Origin of the sequence: Streptomyces sindenensis, assembly GCF_014649035.1 — a bacterium.
Taxonomy (GTDB): domain Bacteria; phylum Actinomycetota; class Actinomycetes; order Streptomycetales; family Streptomycetaceae; genus Streptomyces; species Streptomyces sindenensis.
Window position 1 is genome coordinate 1 of the sequence record NZ_BMSG01000033.1, and the last position, 22,300, is coordinate 22,300.

Below are 22,300 nucleotides of genomic sequence, written 5' to 3' on the forward strand. Positions count from 1 at the left end.
GCTACCAAGGTTCACCTCCCGTCACAGCAGCGGCTTGACATCACGATTGGGAAGTCCTTTCTGGGGGGTGGCCGCATGCGAGGGGTTGTCCGGCGTGCCCTGGCCGCGCCCGAAGCGGGTGTTCAGCGCCTCTTCGATCTGCTCGGGGTCGCGGCCCTTGGTCTCGGGCAGGTAGCGGCTGACGAAGAAGAACGCGGCCACGCAGATCGCGGCGAAGATCCAGAAGGTCTCGCCCTGGCCGAGGGCGGAGGCCACGGGGAGGAAGGCGAGGCTGACGATGAAGTTGGAGATCCAGTTGACCGCCGTGGCGACGCTGGACCCTTCCGCCCGGACGGACGGCGGGAAGATCTCGCCCAGCAGTGTCCAGAACACCGGTCCGAGGCCGCCGGCGTAGGCGGCGATGTAGATGACCATGAACAGCAGCGTCAGCACCGAGTTCATGCCGACCACGAAGGCGAGTCCGAGCATGAAGATCGAGACCGCCATGAGGGCCAGGGAGACGAGCACCATGACGCGGCGGCCGGCCCGGTCGACCAGCCGGATCGCGACGAGTGTCATGACCAGGTTGATCAGGCCGATGAACACGGAGTAGAAGATGGAGTTCGACGCGTTCAGGCCGGTCTGCTGGATGATGGTCGGCGCGTAGTAGATGATCGTGTTGATGCCGCCGAACTGCTGTACGGCGGCAAGGGTGAGGCCGACGACGAGGGCCGGGCGCAGGTCGGGCGTGAGGAGCCTTCTGGCCGTGCGGCCGGAGGACTCGGCGTTCCGCTTCTGCTGCTCGCGGTCCTCGGCGACCCGGTGTCGGGCCCGTGCGACCAGTTCGTCCGCCGTGGCCTCGTCGGAGACCGATGCAATTCCCTTGCGCGCCCTCTCCGCTTGGCCGTGCGTGATGAGCCACTGTGGTGACTCGGGAAGGAACCACAGGGTCGCCGCCACCATGAGGGCGGCCGGGACCGCGCCGACGGCGAACATGGCCCGCCACATCTCGCTGCTGGAGAAGGCGAGGTTGACCAGGTAGGCGATCAGGATGCCGAGGGTGATCATCAGCTGGTTCATCGTGAGCAGCCGGCCACGGATTTTCGTCGGTGAGATCTCGGAGAGGTAGACCGGCACCGTCGCCGATGCCGCACCGACCGCGAGGCCGAGGATGATACGGCCCACCATGAGGACGGGGTATCCGTTCGCGGTGCTCGCGATCGCCGTGCCGATGATGAACACCACGCCGATCAGGCCGAGCGCTTTCCTCCGGCCGAGGCCGTCGGAGAGCCGGCCGGCCGAGGTGGCGCCGATCACCGCGCCGATGAGCAGGACACTGAGCGCCGATGAGCAGGACACTGACCACGCTGCCCTGCTCGAAGGAGTTCAGGTCGAAGTCCTGCTTGATGTACAGCAGGGCTCCGGACACAACCCCGGTGTCGAAGCCGAAGAGGAAGCCGCCCAGAGCGATCGCGGCTGCTCAGCGGGTGATCTTCCGTTGCCCTTCGGGGGGAATGTTGGTCAGCGGCCCGTGGGTGCCCGGTTCCTTGGAAAAGCCCTGGACCATGTCGCTGTCCTCCGTCGTGAGCGTGCTCGACCTGGCCACATCACCACCTTTCCGGACAAAAAGATGGCGGTGCGAAGCAATCGGGTGGCTTGAAGGCACAAGAACTGGACACTCTGGCGGCCGCGGCGGGCCGGCGCTCGCCCGCAATGGCTGCTTTGGCAGGTGGTAGTGCTCCGTCCGGCCGGGCGGCCGAGGATGGCGCTGGTGCGGCCGTCGCGCAGTTTCCGGGCCGGATCAGCCGTTGAGGACGCCCCAGCCGCCCGCGTACGACTCGCCCGGGGCTAGCCGGATCAGGCCGGTACCGCTGCCCAGGGCATTCGGCGGTCCCGTCATCGGCTCGACGCCGATGCCCCGGCGGTGCGAGGCGGGCGGCACCTGGTCCGCCGTGTAGATCTCCAGCCATGGCTGGGACTCGTCCAGCCAGAATCGGGTGGCGCGCCGCGAGCCTTCCAGGCGGACCCAGGCGCGCCCGTCGGCGTCGCGGTCGAGACCGGTGAAGGCGACGTCGATGGCCTGCGTCCCGATACGGCGCGGGGTGGTGAAGTCGTACTCCGTGCCCGAGACGTCGACCGTCGGGCCGGAGGGGAGCATCCGCGCGTCGACCGGCTGGTAGCGGTGGCCGGGCAGGGTCAGCACGCAGTCGTCGAGCGGTTCGCCGGCCGTCAGGTAGGGGTGGGTGCCGTGAGCGTACGGGGCGGGGCGCGTGCCGGCGTTGCGGGTCACGAGCCGGACGGTGAGGCCCGTACCGGCGTCCAGGGTGTAGGTGACCTCCAGGTCGAGACGGAAGGGGTAGCCCGTCGACCCGTGCAGGCTGTAGACGAGGGTGACGGCGTGCGGTTCCTGCCGGACCGGCCGCCAGGTCGTCCACCGGACGAGTCCGTGGATCGCGCAGTCCAGCCCGGGTTCGGAGACGTCGAGCTGGTACTGCGTGCCGTCGAAGGTGTAGCGGCCGCGGTCGACCCGGTTGGGCCAGGGCACCAGCAGTTGGCCGAAGGCCGCCGGGGCCGGTTCGTCGGGGCTGTACGGGAGCAGGAGCGGTTCGCCCCGGTGGCTCAGCTCGCGCAGGCCCGCCCCCGTCTCGGTGACGGTCGCCGCGTAGTCGCCGGCCGTCAGGCGGTACTGCTCACCCGTGGTGTTCTCGCTCATGGACGGATGGCTGTCCCCCGGGGGGCGGAGTGCTACCGGTCGGGTCCCGGTGTCGGCCGATCGGGCGGGTTTCCTGCTCCGTACGGCTCCGTTCCGGTATCGGCCCGGAAGTCTCTCAGCCTGTCTCCTCGTGGCCTGGCCTCCGCCGGCGGGACGCGGGTGTCTCACGGGTGATGACCAGGCGGTCGTCGCCGCGAATCCCGCCTCGATCTCGACCACTACCTGGAAGCCCTGATCCGCAAGCCCGGCGCCTTGCCCGGCGGCAGTCCTGGACCAGGCCGGGGCTGCCGGCCGGTTCACCCCGGTCCACGAGGCTTGGTGGGACGCCGCGGTCAAAGCACACGGCGAACGCGACGGCCCCCGAGCCCTGATCGAAGTCCTCCTGCTCAGCTGCCACCTGCCCCGCGAACAACTCGTGGCGGGTCTCGCAGCGGCCTTGAAGAGCGGTGCCCTGACCGCGGACGCCGTCGCCCTGGAAGCACGCAAGGCGGCAGACGCCGACAACGAGCCCAGCAGGCTCCGCCGTCACCAGGGCCCGGCAGCCAGACCGGCAGGGCCCCACTGCCGGCAGCCGTCAGGGCCCATCTGCCGCCGGACAAGCGGCCTCTCCCGTCTGTCGCCCACGATGTCCAGCTTCTACGACTCCGCCCACCCGACTGCCCCCCGTCATGGAGGAGATCACCGTGTCCCTTCCCCGCCGGCGAGGGCTCACCGCGCACGCCGCCACCACCGGTGTCGACCGGGCATGCCGCATGCTCCGCCTGCCTGCCATCCGGTCCCCGTTCTCCGAGGTGGCCGAGACCGCTGAACGCGAGCAGATGTCCTGTCTCGGCTTCCTCGCCGAGTTCCTCCTGGCCGAGTGCGACGATTGGGCCCGCCGCCGCTCGGAGCGCCGTATCAAGGCCGCCGGGTTCCCCCGGGTGCTGACTCTCACTTCCCCGCCGTAGGAGATTCTCATTCCAATGTCATTTGAGATGGCGCAATTTAGAAGTCATCTCATTTGGATGACTCGGTAAAGTGTTGGCCATGGTGGGGATCGTTGAGCGGTTGGTGCCGGACGAGTTGTGGGAGTTGTTCCAGCGGGTGGTGCCGGAGGCGCCGTCGCGGCCGCAGGGTGGTGGTCGGCGTCGGCATGGCGACCGGGAGGTGCTGGCCGCGATCGTGTTCGTGGCCACGTCCGGTTGTACCTGGCAGCAGCTGCCGTCGGCGTCGTTCGGCCCGTCCGGAGCAACTGCCCACCGACGGTTCTCGGAGTGGTCGAAGGCCAGGGTGTGGGCCAAGCTCCACCGCCTGGTCCTCGACGAACTCGGTGCCCGCGGCGAGCTGGACTGGTCGCGGTGCGCGATCGACTCGGTGAACATGCGGGCCCTGAAAAGGGGGACCTGACAGGTCCGAATCCTGTCGACCGGGGCAAGTACGGCTCGAAGATCCACCTGATCACGGAGCGGTCGGGTCTGCCCATATCCGTCGGTATTTCCGGGGCCAACCTGCACGACAGCCAGGCCCTCATCCCGCTCGTGAAGGGCATCCCGCCGATCCGCTCGCGCCGCGGCCGGCGACGGCGCAAGCCCGGCAAACTCCACGCCGACAAGGGCTACGACTACACCCACCTGCGGCGATGGTTACGCGGACGCGGCATCACCCACCGCATCGCCCGCAAGGGAGTCGAGTCCTCGCAACGACTGGGCCGCCACCGATGGACCGTCGAACGCACCATGGCCTGGCTCGCCGGCTGCCGCCGCCTCCACCGACGCTACGAACGCAAGGCCGACCACTTCCTCGCCTTCACCAGCATCGCCTGCACCCTCATCTGCTACCGCAGACTCGCCAAATGAGATGACTTCTTAGCTACCAGCGCAGGGGAGATGTCAGGTCGCGGCAGACATGCCGTGAGAACTGTTGATGCAGGTGCATGAGAATCGCCTGTTCGTTCCGCTGAGAGTTGCAATACGAAGACGTCCTTGACCTGCCACTTTGTGCTGAGGTGGCCTCTCCTCGGCTTGATCCCGCAGGAAGTCCGGGTAACTCCCGCTCGTGCGGGCTGCATCGGTAGGTTGGTGGGGTATCGGTGGGCGAGGCCGGGGCACTCCCGCTCACGCGGGCTGCATACCCGTCGCAGGGCGGGTGGGGCCCTTTCGATCGAGTCACCCCCGCTCGCGCGGGCTCCACCTCGAAGCCTCCGCCCCAGGCGTGGGATGTGTCGGTTCACCCCCGCGCGCGGGCTCTACGTGGCCAGGCCCGGGATCGACCGCTTCAGGTCCGGCTCATTCCCGCTCGCGCAGGCTCTACCTGATCTGGGAGGCCGACACTGGCACGGGCACCGGGTCACTTCCGTTCGCACGGTATCCAACTTCTCCCCCGATCAAGCGACGTGCTCCCACCCGGTCACCCCTACTTGCGCGGGCTCTGGCGTGCCCGGACTTTGGTCCACGATTTGCTGGCCGAGCCATTCGCGCTCGGGCGGGCACACTCCGAGGCTATCGTCGTGGACAGGGGCAGGGTCGGATCACTTCCGCTCTCGCGGACTCTATGCGAGCCCGGTGTGCGCTGGGGTGCGGGCCCTACGCGGACGGGGTCTTCCTGGCCACGTACGCTGCCGAGCTGCTCTCGCTGGCGTGAGCTCTGCTACGCCCCTGGACCGCGAGTTGCTGGCCGAGTTATTCCTCCTCGTGCGGGTTCTACCGCTTGGTCGTCGGCCTCAGCGCACCGGACCACGGGTCACTCATGCTCGCGCGGGCTCTGCTACGCGGCGGTCACCGTCCTGGACAGGAAGTCTGGGGCACTCCCGCTTGTGCGGGCTGCAGCCAACGAGGCCGAAGCGATGGGTGTGGAAGAGCGCGTCATTCCCGCTCGCGCGGGCTCTACAGCTGCACCCCGCTTCACGCGTAGTCCGACGGCGGGTCATTCCCGCTCGCGCGGGCTTTACGGCGGCGGCTGCGGTGCGGATGCTCTTGAGTCCGGTTCACTCCCGCGCGGGCGCTGCCTGCACCCCGACTCCGAGGTCTGGCTCACCGGCGGGTCACTCCCGCTCGGGCGGGCTCTACTTGAACAGGTGCATCACGTCAGGGATTGCCCGCGGTCCACTCCCGCTCGCGCGGGCTCTACGGCTCGGTGGAGATCCACAGAGGGCGACCGCTCGAGTCAGCCCCGCTCGCGCGGGCTCCGCACCGCGCCCCCTTCGCCCAGTGCCGTCGGGGGGATGGTTCACTACCGCTCAGGCGGGCTCTACGACCGGAACAACGTCACGGCCCCCAGCGGCTACGAGAAACCCTCGCTCACGCCTGCTCCACGGGGCGCAGGGTTTTGACCGCGACGGTGACGGCGAGTCATTCCCGTTTGAGCGGGCCGTACCGGTAGATCACCGGTCATAGCCCGAATGCGCGCGGGTCTCTCCCGGTGCAGCAGGCACGTGTTGAGGACGAGGGCCGAGACAGTCCCGCTCGCGCGGGCTCTACGCGGCGCCGTCCAGCAGGAAGATCTCATTGGCCGGATCATTCCCGCTCGCGCGGGCTCTACGACCGGCGGTACACCGGCCATGAACACCGGCGGGACACCTCCACTCGCGCGGACCCTACGGCGCCGGGATGGGTGACCACCGGGCCGGCGGGTCACTCCCGCTCGCGCGGGCTCTACGTCCACCACAACCCCCACAACGCCCGCCAGATCGAGTGACTCCCGTTCGTGCGGGCTCTGCTACGCCCCTGGACCACGAGCCGCTGGCCGAGTCATTTCCCGCTCGCGCGGGCTCTTCCCGACCGGATACAGTCCCGTGAACACCGCGTGCGGGTCACTCCCGCTCGCGCGGGCCCTACCGTGGTCGACACCCTCCATCCGCTCGGGGCGGTGAGTCACTCCTGCTCACGCGGGCCGCATGCTCCGGTGATGTCTCCTCCGGTGTCGCCGTCCGAGCCGCTCCCGCTTGCGCGGCTCTACTTCCTCTGATGGAACAACTCCTCGCTCAGATCCGGGTCAGCCCCGCTCGCGCGGGCTCTACGTCTGGCCCTGGCCGAGCTGTTTGGTGATGGTCGGTTCAATCTTGCTCGCGTAGGCGCTCCACCTTCCACAGCCGAACCCTGGACGCGATTGGCGGAGCACTCCCGCTCGCGCAGGCTTTACTTTCACAGGTGCATCACGTCAGGGAGTGTCCGCGGGCCGTTCCGCTCGCGCGGGCTCCACTGGCAGAGGTCGGCCAGCCAGTAGCCGGGAGTCGGGTCACTCCCGCTTGCGCGGGTTGTTCCTCTCCTGAATGTCTCTGCTGTCATCCCTGCCAAGTCCATCGTCTCTACGAGCCCGCCCCTGTCGTCGAGTTGAACTTCGAGTACATCGCCGAGGCACTGCCGCTCGCGCAGGCACGTGTTAACGGCGAGGGCCGAGTCAGTCCCACTCGCGCAGGCCCTACACCGCGCCGGTCGGCACAACCGACGACGGACGCGAGTCAGCCCCGCTCGCGCGGGCTCTACGTCGGGGTGCTTTCTCCCACTCTGCCAGGCCGAGCCGGCTCAACTTGAGCGAGCATTACACAGCGGCACCGTTGCGCGCGAGGTTCAGGCCCGGGTCACTCCCGCTCGTGCAGGCTCAACTGGGACGACCGGCACACTGACATGGCGGTGATCGAATTAGCCCCGCTCGCGCGGGCTCTACCTCCCCGCCCTGTTCGCCGCGACGTTCGTCTCCGGCGTCGTTTACGACGCGCCTCGCCCCGTGGAATCATCTCCGCTCGCGCGGGCTCAACGCGGCCGGTACGTCCGGGCAGAGCTGCCCGGCCGAGTCAGCCCCGCTCGCGCGGGCTCTGCATCACGTCGAGCTTGAGCTTCGCGGTTCCGTCCGAGTCACCCCCGCTCGCGCGGACTCCGGCATACCTCCCCATCCGCAAAGCGATTATCGGGCGGACGGTGTCGTTTCTGTTCGCGCAGGTTCTACGACAGGATCAAAGCGCGACGGATGTACGAGAACGAGGCACTCCCGCTCGCGCGGGCTCTACTGGGACGACCGGCACACCGACATGGCGGTGATTGAATCAGCTCCGCTCGCGCGGGCTCTACTGGGGTGTGGCGAGGAGCGCGGCGGCGGCGATCGAGTCATTCCCGCTCGCACGGGCTCCACTGGGAGAGGTTGGCCAACCAGCAGCCGGGGGTCGAGTCACTCACGCTCGCGCAGGCTTTGCTGCGCCCCGACTCCGAGGTCTGGCTCACCGGCGGGGCACTCTCTCGAAAGGGCTCTACCTCGAGACAATTGTCGTCGACCGGGGCAAGATCGAGTCATTCCCGCTCGCGCGGGCTCAGTAGGAGATGCCTCCTGGAAGTCGAGGTGGCGGGGTTCACCTCCCACTTGATTCGGCGCTAGACCCGTGCCCATGGCTCAAATCTCCGCGGCTACACCCGCTCGCGCGGGCTCCACATGCAGTCCTCGTATCGAGGAGCCCCCGCTCGCGCGGGCTCTAGCCCACGCTGGACAACAAGACCTACTCACAGCGCGCGGCACCCCCGCTCGCGCGGGCTCTATGTCTCCCATAGGCGGCGCTCGGTGCGCCGGTTCGAATCAGTCCCGCTCGCGCAGGCTTTCACGCGGTCAGCAAGGACATCGTCCGCTACCGGGTCGCGTCATTCCCGCTCGCCTGAGCTTGACTCGACGCAGGGTAGGCAGCTCGCTGGCACTCTCTGATTGTGCGGGCTCTACGACGAGGAGACGTAGTCCCGCCTGCCCATCACCGAGCACTCCTGCTCGTGCTCGCGCGGGCTCCACGGCAGCAGCCATGTCGGGGGTGCGGATGCCGACGGGGCATCCCCGCTCGCGCAGGCTTTACAGGCGCCAGTCGGCACAACCAACGAAGGACGCGAGTCAGTCCCGCTCGCACGGGCTCTACGTGATCTCGCGCGCCCAGTAGTGGGTACCGTTCGAGTCAGCCCCGCTCGCGCGGGCTCTACCTTTTGACCTGGGCTTTCTGAAGTGTTTTGCCAATCACTCGCTCGTGCTGGCTGGTTGAATGATGCCACACGGGCTGGCCGCCAGGCTGGGTTCTCCGTTCTTTCGACGGTCGTGATCTGGGGAGGCTGGCGGGGTGGCAGCGTGGAGGGATGGGAGTTCTCGAGGATGTCCGGTACGAGGGTGTTGATCTTCGTCCGTGGGGGAAGTTCGATCGTGCGACGCGGATGGTGTATTCGCTGCTGTTCCACTTGATCGATGTGGGTGCGGTGGCTGGGGTGCTGTGGGACCGGTTCCTGACTCCGAGCCAGCGCGAGGTCATCAGCACAGGACTCAGCATGTCGCAGGAACGGGCGCGTTCGCTGGTGCTGTTTCTGGCTGCCATGCATGACATCGGAAAGCTGATCCCGTACTTCCAGTCTCTCGAACCTGCGGCGCAGATGCGGCTGGGGGAGGACCTGCTGGCGGACACGGGCCGTCTGGTTGAGGTTCCGCACGCTCGCGCGTCAATGCATGCGGGGCTGCATCTGCTGGGCGAGCTGGGATTCGAGCTCGGTGGCAACGACAGCCCCGCCGTACGCGCTGCTCAGTGTCTGGGCGGCCACCACGGCCGGTTTCTGCAGCTCGACGTGGACGGAGCAGCCTCCGCCCACCGGGTCCAGGCCATCTTGGGCGGGCCCGTGTGGCAGGATCTGCGCCGCCGCTACACCCGCCTGCTCTGGCACCTGTTCGGAGTCGGTGAGGCCCCGGGACGGGTGTCGGTCGAGGCTGCGGTGCTGATCACGGGGCTGACGATGGTCGCTGACCGGGTCGCGAGCCAGCGCCGGTACTGGGTGCCCAATGCGCACACTCCGTCTTTCGGCGCCGCCGAGCACCACAGTCACGCCCGCTGGCAGGCGGAGGAGGAAGTCGAGCGGATCGGCCTTGCCCGCTTCCCGCTGGACCGCGTCCCGTTCAATGCCGCCCACCCGGGTCTCGTGGAACCGAACGCTCTGCAGGCTTCCGTGATGGAGGAGCTGCCGCACCTGGTCGCCGGGCGGGGGAGTGGCATCGCTGTGGTCACCGACGCGATGGGGGCGGGCAAGAGTGTGACCGCCCTGGAGATGGTGCGGATCTTCAACGAGCACTGCGGTACCCAGGGGGTGATGTGGCTGCTGCCGTCCACGGCTGCCGCCGACCAGGTCTACGAGGTCCTGGACCAGTACGTGCGCGCACACCGGCCCGAGTACGCACCGGTGACACTGGTGCACCACCACAGCGACCTCAACGAGGCCTACACCCACCGGCGTCTGTCCCCGGAGGACGCATCCGTCCTGGACGGGCCGCCCGACGGCCCGTTCGCCGACGATCAGGACGGCCTGTTCGCCGGCGACGAGAGGGAGTGCGGTCCGGGGGCCGCAGGCCCGGACCGGTGGCTGCGCGGACGGGACAACGCGCTCCTGGCCCAGTACACCGTCTCCACCACCGACCAGGCGCAGATGGCCGCCCTCCCCGTCCGCCACAGCGCGTTGCGCATGCTGGCCCTCTCGGGCAAGACCGTCGTGGTCGACGAAGCCCACGCACTCGACCCGTTCAGCCAGCTCCAGCTGCTGCGCCTGCTGAACTGGCTGGGAGCCCTGAACAGCCCGGTCGTCCTGCTGTCGGCGACGATGCCCGCCTCCACGACCACCGAGCTGGTGCGGGCCTACCTGTCCGGTGCCGGCCGGACCGGACTCCACAGTGTTTCGTTCGCCCCCGGCTATCCCGGGTGGCTGTTCGCGGACGCGGCCACTGCCACCGCACACCGCATGCCCGAGCCGGCCCAGGACCGGCAGCGGGCCGCTCAGCGCAGGACCGCCCGCATCCGCATCCGGCCCATCACCTACCGGCGCCTCGGACAGGCCGACCGCAACATCGAGGCGGGGGAGCGCCTGGCCGTGATCGCCGACACCCTCCAGCCGGTGATCCGCGACGGCGGATGCGCCGCGGTGGTCTGCGCGACCGTCGCCGACACGCAGGACACCTACGCGTACCTGCACCGCATATGGACCGGCCCGCCCCACGACCTGGTCCTCGTCCATTCCAGGGTGGGGGAGCGGCGGCGGCATGACGCTCTGGGAGAGCTTCGCCGCGAACTGGGGCCTACCGGTCCGCGCCCGGCCCGACGCGTCTTCGTCACCACCAGCCTCCTCGACACGAGCCTGGACATCGACGTCGACCTGATGGTCAGCGATCTCGCTTCCCTGGCACGGCTGCTGCAGCGTTTGGGCCGTCTGGCTCGCTTCGCCAGCCGGTGGACCGGGACGGACCGCCGGCCAGCCTGGTGGGACCGTGACAACAGCCCGACACTGACAGTGCTGCACCCGGTCAACTCCCGCGGCGAGACCGCCCTGCCGCCCGGGTGGGGCACGGTCGAGCCCCCTGTCACCCTCCACGAGACCGCCCGGCTCCTCCCGGACCTGGAGAAGGAACCTCTCGTCGTGCCCGACGATGTACAGGCTCTCGTCGAACAGGTCCACGGCGTCACTTCCGGATTCGCGGCGGAGACAGCGCGCCTGCGGCAGATGGCCGCCGCACACCAGAACCGCACCAGCCGTCAGCAGCAGCTCAGCGCACTGCATCTGGTGCCACCGCCGAAACGCATCTCTTCTTTGGCCGACCTGCACCGCCAGCACCTCACCACCGCCCAGGCGGCAACCAGGCCCGGTGTCCTGCCCCGCCGCCTACTGCCCTGCTACCGCGGCCGCGACGGCACTTTGACCCTCGACGCAGCAGGTCTCCTCCCACTCCCGGACCAGGAACACCTCAGCACCCGCCACCTGCGCAGCATCCTGGAACACACCCTGCCTGTCCCGGCCGCCTGGGTCACCCGCGCTTCCGCCCGGCACCAGCCGCCCGCCAGCTGGAAGCAGCACCCTCTTCTCGCCGACACCCTGCTGCTACCCACCGATTCCACCACCCGTGAGAGTGAACAGTGTTTCGGCCAGCACCGGCTCCGCATGGACGAACAGCTCGGCCTTCTACACCGCAAGCAGCAGTGATCACCATGAGTGAAGACCACTATCGAAAGTATTACGCCACTACTTGATCGTCGTACTTTCTCACCGGTCGGGAGATGGTGCGGCGGCATGATTCGCTGTGCTGGCGCACCACCGAACACTTGGGCGCACATCGCACACCATGACGCCTCACAAAGGCACGGCGATGCCCCCTGCGCAGCACCGATCAAGCCTGCCTCCTTGGCCACCACGCTGCCGCACCGCAGCGAACCACTTCAGACCACGCCTTAGCCCCCCCGGCTGTCTACCGCCCGGGGCCGGGCCGCCGCACGCTCCCGCCCTCTCCGAAAAGACACGCTCTTGCCCGCGTTACCCCAACCCGACGTCACGTTCAGCGCAGCCGACCATCCGTGGATCAACGTCCGCACCGGCCCCCAGTACGACCAAGTGGGCCTGCGGGACCTGTTCCTGGACGCCCACACCATCGACGACCTCGCCCTGCCTCACCCTCCGGCAGCCTCAGCGCTCTTGCGGATCGCGGTCGCGATCACGGCCCGGATCACCGGCCTGGACGATCCCGAACTCACCGCCTCCCAGTGGAACGCCCTGCGCCGTACCTGCCTGAAGCAGGGCCGGTTCACCCCGGACGCCGTCCACGCCTACTTCGACCGTCACGCCTGGGACGTCTTCGACTTGGTGCGGCCCTGGCTGCAGGAGCCCGCGCTGCGTACCCAGTGCGACCACAGCAGCGGTATCAACGCCTTCGTGCCCGGGCGCCCGGCCGGGAACAACTTGGCGTGGTTCAGCCCGCACGGCCATCACACCGCCGAGCCCGTGCCCACCGCCGAGGCACTGCAGATCCTGCTCATTCACCACTACTACGGCCGCTCAGGCCAGTGCACCCCCCGCACCGTGGACGGGGTCACCACCGGAAGCCAGAACAGCGGGCCCCTGCGCTCCACCGTTTCCTTCCACCCTCTGGGCCGCACCCTGCACGAAACGCTTCTGGCCGGTGTGCCGGCCTTCACCGGCGACGAACAACTCCCAGGCGCCGACGCCTGCCCCTGGGAAGAGACAGCCCCCAGCACGCAGAACCCGTCAACTCTGGTGACCTGGCCCGGCCGGCTACTGACCGGACAGAGCCAGCACGCGATCCTCCTCGTGCCCGGCCCCGGCGGGAGCACCGTCACCGACGCCTACCTCACCTGGGCCACAAAAGAGCCCGAGGAAGCCGAGGAGCCCAAAGAGCCCGAGATCAGCACTGATCCCTACCTCTCCTACCGATTCATCACCGAACGCAAGAGCGTCACCCGGCGCCGCACCAAGAACCGCGCTGATGCGTCCCGGGCGTGGTGGCGGGAACTGGACACACTGGTCCTGGCCCCAGACGAACACGGCACATACGTCCGGCCGGCCGTCTTCGACACCCTCAACGACCTTCCTGAGGACCTGCGGCGCAGTCTGCGGATCCGCGTCCACGGATTCGATCAGGACGGCAAGGTCATCGACCGCCAGTGGTACACCGCGATCACCCCGCCGCTGCTGAACTGGACCCAGGAACACGACCCGGCCAAAGCCCAGCGCATCGCCGAATGCTGCCGGGAAGCCCAACAGACCGCCCAACGGCTTGCGACCGTCGCAAAGAAGGCCTGGAAGACCGCCACCCACAGCGGAGCCTCCAAGACCACGTGGGCGAACAAGGCCCTGGCCCGGTACTGGCCGAAGGCCGAGACAGTGTTCTGGCGGCTGCTGGACGAGCCCGAGACCAACGCACCCGCCGCTTTCGCGGCCGCGGCCGCGGCCGCTCTGCGGGAAGTCACCGAAGCCGCCCGGATCCGCCACAACTCCGCAGCCCACGCCGTCGCCCATGCCGTCAAGGGCCTCCACCGCCGGCGGCGGCCCTCAGCACCCCGAAAGACCGCATGATGCCCACCACCGCCGAACACCGCGCCTCCTGCGACGAGTTCGTCGCCCACATCCACGACCTGTGCGCCGAACCCGGTACCCGCGTCCGCCTCAGCCGGGGGAGAGGCAGACCTGTAGAGGAATGTGCTCCCATGGACCGCTATCTGGCCCGACGTACCGCGCGCCGGGCCGGGCGTCGCGCCTACTACACCGTCGCCAGCCTCATCGCGACAGCAGGCCCCCAGACCCACACCCCAGGGGTGCGCCCCGAACCTGAAGACCCTGCCGCCCTCATGACCACAGGAGAAGACGCCACCGGCACCCTGGGCGGCCCTCTCGTGGCCCCCACGAAACCAGCCCCCGCTCCGTCGGCGCCCGACCCCGCAGCATGGTTCGCCCGGCCGAACCTCGGCGCCACCCTCGCCGTAGCAGTCCGCACAGCCGGGCACAGCGCCGGGCGCACCGAAGACACCCTGAGTGTCCTCACCCGTCTCAGCGACGACCAACTGCACCGCCGCCTGCCCTCCACCGTCACACGCCTCCTGAAGGACAACGTCACCCCCGACTGGGGGGTCCTCCTCTACGACCTGGTGCAGCGCCCCTACCAACGTGACCAGGTCGGACTGCGCTGGCGCGACGCCTTCTACCTCGCCACCCCCGAACCCCGGCGCTCCTGAACCTCCCGGCCGCGAGCAGCCCCGCTGCTGCCTGCCGGTACTCACCGGCCAGACACCCCTGGCACAGGCCACCGGGCGGTTCACGCTCCCGACGTCCGTCCGCCCCCGGGCCACCTCCGCCCAAGCTCACCACCTTCGCCCAGGCCCACCCACAGCACCGACAGGCCTCGACCCCTTCCTGCAGCCCACGACTCCGTACTCCGCGGAGCGTCCCCGCGGCATGCCCGCCACCTCACCGAAAGAGCTCTCCATGCACGAGCCGGCCCGCTTTCTCGACCTGCACATCCTGCACCCCGTGACCGCGGCGAACCTCAACCGAGACGCCGACAACGACCCCAAAACCCTCTCCTACGGGAACGCGACGAGGGCCCTCGTCTCCCCTCAGGCGTGGAAGCGCCCCATCCGTCTCAACGTCGAGCAGGAACTGGGGGAGCACGCCGTTCGCACCCGCATGGTGCCGCCCCTCGTTGCCCGGAAGCTGCGAGAAGCCCAGTGGCCCGAGGACCTTGCCGCGTTCGCCTCCGCGCAGATCGTCCACTCCGCCAAGGACGGAGGTCTCAAGCACAACGCCAAGGACGGCAACCGCACCCAGGCCATGCTCTACCTCCCCGCCGGCGTCATCGACGACCTCGTCGCCCTGTGCGAAAAGCACCGCACGGAACTGGAGGAAGCTCTCGCCGCCCAAAACCCCAAAGACGACATCAGCCCGGTCCTGCCCACCAAAGACCTCGCCGCGCACCTGACCAGCCGCACCGCGAGCATCAACCTCTTCGGACGGATGCTCGCCGAACTGCCCGCCGGCCACGTCGAAGCGGCCGTCCAGATGGCCCCCGCCTTCTCCGTCCACCGCAGCGACCCGCAACCGGACTTCTTCACCGCCGTCGAGGACCTGCCCATGGGAGGCGACAGGGGCAGCGCCCATCTGGAGACCGCGTTCCTCACCACCAGCCTCTTCTACCGATTCGCGACCATCAACATCACCGACCTCCACCACAACCTCGGACCAAGCACCTCCACCGACACCGTCACCAGCCTTGTCGAGCTCTTCGTCCGCCACTTCATCCTCAGCATGCCCGGCGGCAAGAAGACCTCCACCGCCCCCCACACCCTCCCCGACCTCGTCCACTACACCGTCCGCGACCGCCGCTCCGTTTCCTACGGCGCCGCCTTCGAACAGCCCGTCAAAGCCGCCCCCCAGGGCGGCTACACCATCCCCGCCCGCCAGGCGCTCACCGACTACGCCACCACCGTCAGCCGCCTGCTCGGCACCCGCCACCTCATCGCCCACGGCCACACCAGCACCACCAACAAGCCCATCAAGACCCTCGGCACCCAGCACACCTCCTTCGACGACCTCGCCGCCGCCTGCGCCACCGCAGCAACCACCACCCCTGCGGGTCGGCCGTGACCGGGCTCATCCTGCGCCTGGCCGGCCTGCTCCAGTCCTCCGGCGAACGCGGCGTCTTCCACTACCGCGACACCTGCGCCTTCCCCACCCGCTCCCAGCTCATCGGCATGTTCGCCGCCGCCCAGGGCCGCCGTCGCGAACACGCCCTCGACCCCTACCCCCACCTGCAGTCACCCGGTGACACCACCGCCCCCAGCCACCGCGACCTCACCATCACCATCCGCATCGACCAGCCCGGCACCCTCTACCGCGACTTCCACACCGTCGGCGGCGGCTATCCCCGCGAAGAAGGCATCCTCACCGGCAACGGAAAGCGCCGCAAACAATCCACCGCCACTCTGGTGTCCCACCGCGACTACCTCACCGGCGCCGTCTTCACCATCGCCGTCCAAGGACCCGCCGCGCTCACCGACCACATCGCCGACACCCTCCAGCGCCCCCGCTTCGGACTGTTCCTCGGCCGCCGCGCCTGCCTCCCCGACGAACCCCTGGTCCTCAACCCCCAAAGCCCCGACCCCATCACCGAACTTCTCACCCGCACCCCCCTCACCCGCACCCAGGCACCACCACCCACCGCCACACACCTCCCCACCACCTTCGTCTGGGAACACCCGCCCCCGGGCGCCGACCCCACCACCCCGCCCGACCGGGAAAGCAACAGCGAACCCGTCAACCTCACCAGCCACGCACAGCGCCACCTGCCCCGCCGCTTGTGGATGACCACCGAACACCTCCCCGCCCACCTCCACGCCGGACCCCGGCCGCTCGACACCCTCACCGCGTACATGCACGGAGAACCCGCATGACCAGCCTCACCCGCATCGCCCTCAACCCGCACAACCGGGCAGTCAGAGCCGACCTCGCCGACGTCGACAGCCTCCACAAGACCCTCATGCGCCTGGCCCCCGACCACAACAGCCCCACCCCCCGTGCCGCCGCAGGCCTGCTGTTCCGCACCGAGTCCGGGCCGGACCCCAACCTCCTCGTCCAGACGGCCCACACGCCCGACCTCAGCGCCCTGCCCGCCGACTACGGCACCGCCCGTACCGTCGACCTGACCCCCCTGCTGAACTCCCTCACCCCAGGGCGCACCGTCCGCTACCGCATCACCGCCGCCCCCACCGTCGCCCGCTCCGCCGGCAACCCCCACCGCCACCCCGTCACCGGGAAACGCCGCGGCAAGATCACCCACCTCACCGGAGACGACGCCATCACCTGGTGGCAGACCCGTGCCCAAGCCGTCGGAATAGAGCCCGTCACTGTCTCCGGCCTCCCCAGGCCCTTCCCCCGCACCCGCCCCACCCGCACCTCCCCCCACTTCGTCCTCACCCAGTTCGACGGCATCGCCCGCATCACCGACACCACCCTGCTCACCCACGCCCTGACAACCGGCATCGGCAGAGCCAAAAGCTACGGAGCCGGCCTCCTCTCCCTCGCCCTCACCTGACCCCAGCCAGAAACCACGCCCAGTCATGCCACCTACCCCTGACCTCAACTCCCTGCGCGCGGCCGCCATCCACCGCCTCTACACCCTTGAGCAGTCAGAACAGCTCACCCGCACCCGGATCATCGGCGTCGCCGACGCCTTCGGCGTCGACCCCCGCACCGTCGACCGCTGGCTCACCAACGTCCGCGCCAACAACGGCACCTACCAACCTCCAGGCCGCACCAGCTTCACCCTCACCCCGCACATGCTCGACGCGATCGCCCGCTGGCGCGGCAACGCCACCGCCGCGTGGAAGGAACTACGTGCCGAAAACCACCCCGTCCCCTCCCTGCCCACCTTCCACCGCGCCACGAACAGAGCCCTCACCCCCGGCATGCGCGCCGGCCTCCGCGGCGGCGAGAAAGCACGGCGACGCTTCGACGTCGCCGGCGAACGCGACCGCCACCACCGCAACTACGCCTGGGAAACCGACCACGTCGAAGCCAGCGTCAAAATCCGCGTCGAAGGCCACATCCGCAAACCCTGGATCACCTTCTTCATCGACTGCGCGACCTCAGCCATCTGCGGCCTCGCCATCACACCGCAACGCCCCAGCCGCGAAGCCGTCCTCGTCGCCATCCGCGACGCCGTCCTCATCGACGAACACCACGGACCCTTCGGCGGCATCCCCACCTACCTGCGCGTCGACGGCGGCAAAGAATTCCTCTGCGCCACCGTCAAGGAAGCCCTCGGCGCCCTGGGCACCGAAATCATCGAACTGCCCCCCTTCACCCCCGAAGGCAAACCCAACGTCGAAGCCGTCAACGGCGCCATCAAGAAAACCCTGTTCGCTGGCATGCCCGGCTACACCCACGCCCCCACCCTCCGCGGCGGCAAACCCGTCGACCCCGACCAACCCCTGCTCCCCTTCGAAGAGTTCGTCCGCCTGGTCCTCGAATGGGTCCAGCGCTGGAACCACGAGAACACCCTCAGAGGCCTGAACGGCCAGACCCCCCGGGAAGCATGGGACGCCGACCCCACGCTCATCGACACCGTCACCACCGAAGCTCTCCACACCTACACCCTGGAGCGCCACGGCCGACCCCTGACCATCAACAACGGCGGGGTCCGCTGGCGCAAACGCAACTACATCGCCGACTGGATGCACGGCCGCGTCGGCGAAAAGGTCCACCTGCGCTACCTCCCGCACCACGACCACCGCATCGAGCTCTACGACCCCCAGACAGGCCGCCACCTCGGCCACGCCGTCATGGCCCAGCAAGCCACCCCCGAGCAGGGCCTCAGCCTCAAGCGCGCCCGAGCCCGCCAAGCCGACCGCCTGCGCACCCAGCTCCAGAAAGCCGAGAAGAACCGCAACACTCGCTACGCAGCCGCAACCCGCCCCGGGCCCCCCACACCTCTGGACGCCATGCCCGAAGAAGAAGCACTCGAACACCTGCGGAACCTCGACGGATTCGACCCCGCCGCAGAAGCACTCCCCGACCTCATCCAGCTCCCCGAACCCGATGCCGGCCTGACCCTGCCCATCAACCCCAACACCCCGCCACCGACCGACCCCAAGGACCAACCGTGAGTACACCCGCCACCCCACCCCGCCCCACCCAGCTACCCCCACCCAGCCAGGACCACTTCGCCGGACTCACCGGAGCCAACGCCATGGCCACCCGAGGCATGGCCGAGACCGAAACCCGCATCCTCAAAGCCATCAAACACAACGCCATCGTCTGCATCCACGGACACGTCGGCCTCGGCAAAACCTTCGCCGTCCACACGATCCTGCGCCGCCGCGCACCCGAAACCACCATCCGGCTGCGCTACAACACCGGCGCAAACATGAACGAAATCCGCACCCACCTCTGGAGCCGCCTCGGCCTACCAGGAGAACCACCGCAGGCCGTCGGCCCCTGCGACCAGCAGATCCGCGACGCACTCGAAGCAGAACCCCGCATCCTCCTCATCGACGAAGCACAAGGACTCGGAACAAAACCACTGGAGTACTTCCGCAGCCTCTGGGGCGACGACGCCCGCCGCGCCGCCATCATCCTCGTCGGCAGCGGCAACACCCGCCAGAAGATCCTCAACAACCCCGCCCTGCACTCCCGGATCCTCGACTGGTACCAGTTCAGCCCACTCACACCGACCGAGGTCCAGGCCACCATCCCCGCATACCAGAAGATCTGGTCCGCTGCACCATCCGAACTGATCCTGTACGCCGACGACATGGTGGGCCACGGATCATTCCGGAACTGGGCAAGGATCACGCTGCACCTCCACGACGCCCTGGAGGAAAACCCGAAACTCTCCCTCAACAAGGACCTCATCCGCTGGGTACTGAGCCGCATCGACCCCACCACCCGCCATACGCAACAACGCAACTGACCGCGTCAGCGCCCGCAGAGTGACCATGCCGCAGCTGCACCCAATCAAGTCTGTCGACCGGGATACGGCGAGCCGTTGCCACCCGGACGTACAGTATTGATTCGAAACGGTTCGGGTTCTGGGTCGTTGTGGTGCTGTGAGCGATCTGGTGGGGGACGCGCGGCATCTGTCGCCGTCGGCGCAGGAGGCCCTGCGGCTGCGGGCGGTGGCCGCGTTGGTGGCGGGGCGGGACCGTGAGGACGTGGCGGCGGTGTTTGGGGTGTCGCTGAAGGCGGTCGACATCTGGTGGGCGAAGTGGCGGGCCGGTGGACGGGATGCGCTGGTCATGTAGCCGCGGGGCAAGCCGGTCGGGGTACACCAGGTCCTCGGCGAGGCCGAGCAGGCCGCCGTGCGGCAGGCCGTCCTCGACCACCGGCCCTGTGACGTGGGCTTGGGCGGGCAGTTGTGGACGCGGCGGATGGTGGGCGAGCTGATCGCGAAGCTGTACCGGGTGCGACTGACCGAGCCCGGGGTGGGCAAGTACCTGAGGCGTTGGGGGCTGTCCTTCCAGCGTCCGGACAAGCGGGCCGTGGAACAGGACCCGCAGGCCGTGCGCCGCTGGCACGAGGAGACCTGGTCCGCGATCCGGACGAAGGCGTAGAAGGACGGCGGCGAGATCCTCTTCGCCGACCAGGTCGGCATCCGCTCCGACCAGGTCACCGGCCGCACCTGGGGCGAGAAGGGGAAGACACCCGTGGTGCGGCGGAGCGGGAACCGGTTCTCCGTGAACGCCATGTCTGCGATCAGCACCAAGGGCCGGATGCACTTCATGGTCTTCACCGAGAGCTTCACCGCCGAGGTGATGTGCCGCTTCCTGGACCGGCTCGCCGGCCACTTCGACCACAAGATCCATCTCGTGGTCGACGGGCACTCCGCCCACCGCTCCAAGAAGGTCCGCGACTGGCTCACCGCCCACCCCGACGACGTCGAGCTGCACTTCCTGCCCCCGTACTCGCCCGAGCTCAACCCTGACGAGCTGGTCAACGCCGACCTCAAGCACAGCCTGCCCAAACAGCACCGAGCCCGCGATCAGACCGAACTCGCCGCGGAGACCCGCCGCTTCTTCCGCAGACGCCAGCGCCAGCCGCACGTCGTCCGCGGCTACTTCGGCGGCCCGCACGTCCGCTACGTCCTGGCCGAGAACCCCATGAGTTTCTGATCAATGAGCCCTTTCCAATCTGATGGCGGCGCCATCGAGGGGCTGTTGTACAACACGAAGAAGCTCCTGGTAGACGGGTTCTCGACCAAGATCACCCGTGTCCGCCAGGAGCTTCGCGTGCTTGTCTACCCGTCGTCGATCGATCTGTCCAGCCACACCCTGCGCTATCTGACGGGACAGCTCCGTGCCCGGCAGCGCGAGATCGGAACGCGATGGCGACGGCTGCCGGTAGGCCGGCAGGCCCTGCTCGCTCTGGCGCACTTGAGATGCGGTGACACCTACGCCCAGCTCGCGGCCGGGTTCCGTATCGGTGTCGCGACGGCCTACCGCTACATACGCGAGGCCGTCGACGTCCTGGCCGCCCTCGCCCCGACCCTGGCCGAAGCGATGAAGACCGTGCGGACGAAGGCGTTCGTGATCCTGGACGGCACCCTGCTGCCAATCGACCGGATCGCCGCCGACAGCCCGTACTACTCGGGGAAGCACAAACGCCACGGCATGAACGTCCAGGTCCTCACCGACCCGTTCGGACGCCTGCTGTGGGCCTCGCCCGCACTACCGGGTTCGACCCACGACCTGACCGCCGCACGGGCTCACGGCATCATCGATGCCCTCGCCGACGAGGACGTGAAGTGCTGGGCGGACAAGGCATACCAAGGCGCCGGCCGACCGGTCCGAGTCCCGTTCCGAGGCCGACGGCTCAAGCGGTGGAAGCGACGGCACAACAGCACCCACGCCAGGATCCGCTGCCTCGGTGAGCAAGCCATGGCCACCCTGAAGGGCTGGCGCCTCCTGCGGAAACTCCGCTGCAGCACCAACCGGATCACCGACATCGTGAAGGCCATCGTCGCCCTTCACCACGCCTCAACCTGAGGTTGGAAAAAGCTCACTCACCCGAAGTTCAGCCGCGTCCTCCATGACGGCTCACCCCGACCTCCGCAAGGCAGCCTGAGCCGCAGCGAGCCGAGGGGGCACGGAGGCTGTTGTGAGCGTGTTCGGCGAGAAGCCTGGACACATGAAGCCCTACTTCATGCTTCAGCCGCTTTCGAGCGAACCGCAGGGTACTGCTCACAGCCCCCAGAAACACGATCGCTACGCTCGTGATCAACACCGGATCCACCCTTGCGCTCCCGCCTCTTCGAGCATGGGCGGCGCCCGGGCGGGCACCACGTTAACTAGTGCTGGCGGCCGGTTGTCGGCGTACTCGCCTATGTGCAGAGCCGCGTACGGATGAACGTGCAGAGCAAGGAGACCTGTGAAGCGCGGGCATCGTGGTTCGAGATGATGGAGCGGTGTCTCTTCGCTATTTCAATCAGACTGGCTGGACCGCGATCTTCAATGGCACCGACACCGAGGTCGGCCGCATGGTGCGTGTGGAGGGCTGGGACCAGGCGACCGGGACGGCCCTGGTCGTCGATCCCAAGCGTGGTGCCCTGCGTGCGGTGACTGACTACGAGGACTTCTCCCACTTGGAGCGAGCCGACCAAGTCGTGGCCGCGGTGCCTGGCGGAGGGTGGCGGGTGCACTGGAAGGACGAGGGCCCGGGTGGAACGCCGCTGACGGAACAGGTGCTGGCCTGGCTCATCACGTCGCAGGGGCGGGCGACGGCCATCACGGTCGATGCCCAGGGGCATGTCGAGGATGCCGATGGCGCCGACGTCTTCATCCCGCCGGGCCAGGACCTGGGGTCCTGA

General features: G+C 68.6%; 15 protein-coding genes and 2 pseudogenes. 15 read left to right on the forward strand and 2 right to left on the reverse strand.

What is annotated here, in order from left to right; translation table 11 throughout:
* Positions 1-21: 21 nt before the first annotated feature.
* Both IE145_RS27375 and IE145_RS27380 read right to left on the reverse strand, forming a co-directional pair.
* Positions 22-1,546 (reverse strand): annotated as a pseudogene (locus IE145_RS27375) (sugar porter family MFS transporter).
* A gap of 234 nt (positions 1,547-1,780) precedes the next feature.
* Positions 1,781-2,692, reverse strand: coding sequence for an aldose 1-epimerase family protein (locus IE145_RS27380; RefSeq protein ID WP_189528133.1), 912 nt, complete (start codon positions 2,690-2,692; stop codon positions 1,781-1,783).
* 683 nt (positions 2,693-3,375) lie between these two features.
* Between IE145_RS27380 and IE145_RS27385 the strand changes: the two are divergent.
* The 15 genes and pseudogenes from IE145_RS27385 to IE145_RS27445 form a co-directional block, all read left to right on the forward strand.
* Positions 3,376-3,612: pseudogene (locus tag IE145_RS27385) on the forward strand (IS21-like element helper ATPase IstB); the annotation flags it as partial.
* A gap of 106 nt (positions 3,613-3,718) precedes the next feature.
* Positions 3,719-4,527 (forward strand): IS5 family transposase gene (locus tag IE145_RS27390; RefSeq protein WP_189528134.1). Its coding sequence is split into 2 segments (ribosomal slippage): positions 3,719-4,067 and positions 4,067-4,527, totalling 810 coding nucleotides; the frame shifts between segments, so codons are not numbered across the junction.
* A gap of 4,239 nt (positions 4,528-8,766) precedes the next feature.
* The gene (locus IE145_RS27395) at positions 8,767-11,634 is read left to right on the forward strand and encodes a CRISPR-associated endonuclease Cas3'' (protein ID WP_189528135.1); all 2,868 of its coding nucleotides are present in this window, start codon (positions 8,767-8,769) and stop codon (positions 11,632-11,634) included.
* Between the two features lie 318 nt (positions 11,635-11,952).
* Entirely contained in the window at positions 11,953-13,518 is a 1,566-nt protein-coding gene (casA, locus tag IE145_RS27400; RefSeq protein WP_229825857.1) for a type I-E CRISPR-associated protein Cse1/CasA, read from the forward strand.
* A complete protein-coding gene (casB, locus tag IE145_RS27405; protein ID WP_189528136.1) occupies positions 13,515-14,174 on the forward strand; it encodes a type I-E CRISPR-associated protein Cse2/CasB in 660 nt (219 codons plus the stop codon). Before casA ends, casB begins: the two co-directional genes overlap by 4 nt.
* A gap of 250 nt (positions 14,175-14,424) precedes the next feature.
* Positions 14,425-15,582, forward strand: coding sequence for a type I-E CRISPR-associated protein Cas7/Cse4/CasC (gene cas7e, locus IE145_RS27410; protein WP_189528137.1), 1,158 nt, complete (start codon positions 14,425-14,427; stop codon positions 15,580-15,582).
* Positions 15,579-16,388 carry a type I-E CRISPR-associated protein Cas5/CasD gene (gene cas5e / locus IE145_RS27415; RefSeq protein WP_189528138.1) on the forward strand — a complete coding sequence of 270 codons (810 nt, stop codon included), beginning with the start codon at positions 15,579-15,581 and terminating at the stop codon, positions 16,386-16,388. The genes cas7e and cas5e overlap by 4 nt, the downstream gene beginning before the upstream one ends.
* The gene (cas6e, locus tag IE145_RS27420) at positions 16,385-17,029 is read left to right on the forward strand and encodes a type I-E CRISPR-associated protein Cas6/Cse3/CasE (protein ID WP_189528139.1); all 645 of its coding nucleotides are present in this window, start codon (positions 16,385-16,387) and stop codon (positions 17,027-17,029) included. The genes cas5e and cas6e overlap by 4 nt, the downstream gene beginning before the upstream one ends.
* Before the next feature lie 25 nt (positions 17,030-17,054).
* Positions 17,055-18,602 (forward strand): TnsB C-terminal domain-containing protein, encoded by a 1,548-nt coding sequence (locus tag IE145_RS27425; protein WP_189528140.1) that lies wholly within the window; start codon positions 17,055-17,057, stop codon positions 18,600-18,602.
* Positions 18,599-19,408, forward strand: coding sequence for an AAA family ATPase (locus tag IE145_RS27430; RefSeq protein ID WP_189528141.1), 810 nt, complete (start codon positions 18,599-18,601; stop codon positions 19,406-19,408). Before IE145_RS27425 ends, IE145_RS27430 begins: the two co-directional genes overlap by 4 nt.
* A 136-nt stretch (positions 19,409-19,544) precedes the next feature.
* Positions 19,545-19,739: a helix-turn-helix domain-containing protein gene (locus tag IE145_RS34030; protein ID WP_229825859.1), complete on the forward strand. Its 195-nt coding sequence runs from the start codon at positions 19,545-19,547 to the stop codon at positions 19,737-19,739.
* Positions 19,740-19,796: 57 nt separating this feature from the next.
* Complete coding sequence (locus IE145_RS34035; protein WP_229825860.1) at positions 19,797-20,048, forward strand: helix-turn-helix domain-containing protein; 252 nt, start codon at positions 19,797-19,799, stop codon at positions 20,046-20,048.
* A 15-nt stretch (positions 20,049-20,063) separates the two neighbouring features.
* The gene (locus tag IE145_RS34040; RefSeq protein WP_415742702.1) at positions 20,064-20,606 is read left to right on the forward strand and encodes an IS630 family transposase; all 543 of its coding nucleotides are present in this window, start codon (positions 20,064-20,066) and stop codon (positions 20,604-20,606) included.
* A gap of 117 nt (positions 20,607-20,723) precedes the next feature.
* On the forward strand, positions 20,724-21,479 hold the full coding sequence (locus tag IE145_RS27440; protein ID WP_189528142.1) for a transposase family protein: 756 nt from the start codon (positions 20,724-20,726) through the stop codon (positions 21,477-21,479).
* A 419-nt stretch (positions 21,480-21,898) separates the two neighbouring features.
* Positions 21,899-22,300: a hypothetical protein gene (locus IE145_RS27445; RefSeq protein WP_229825862.1), complete on the forward strand. Its 402-nt coding sequence runs from the start codon at positions 21,899-21,901 to the stop codon at positions 22,298-22,300.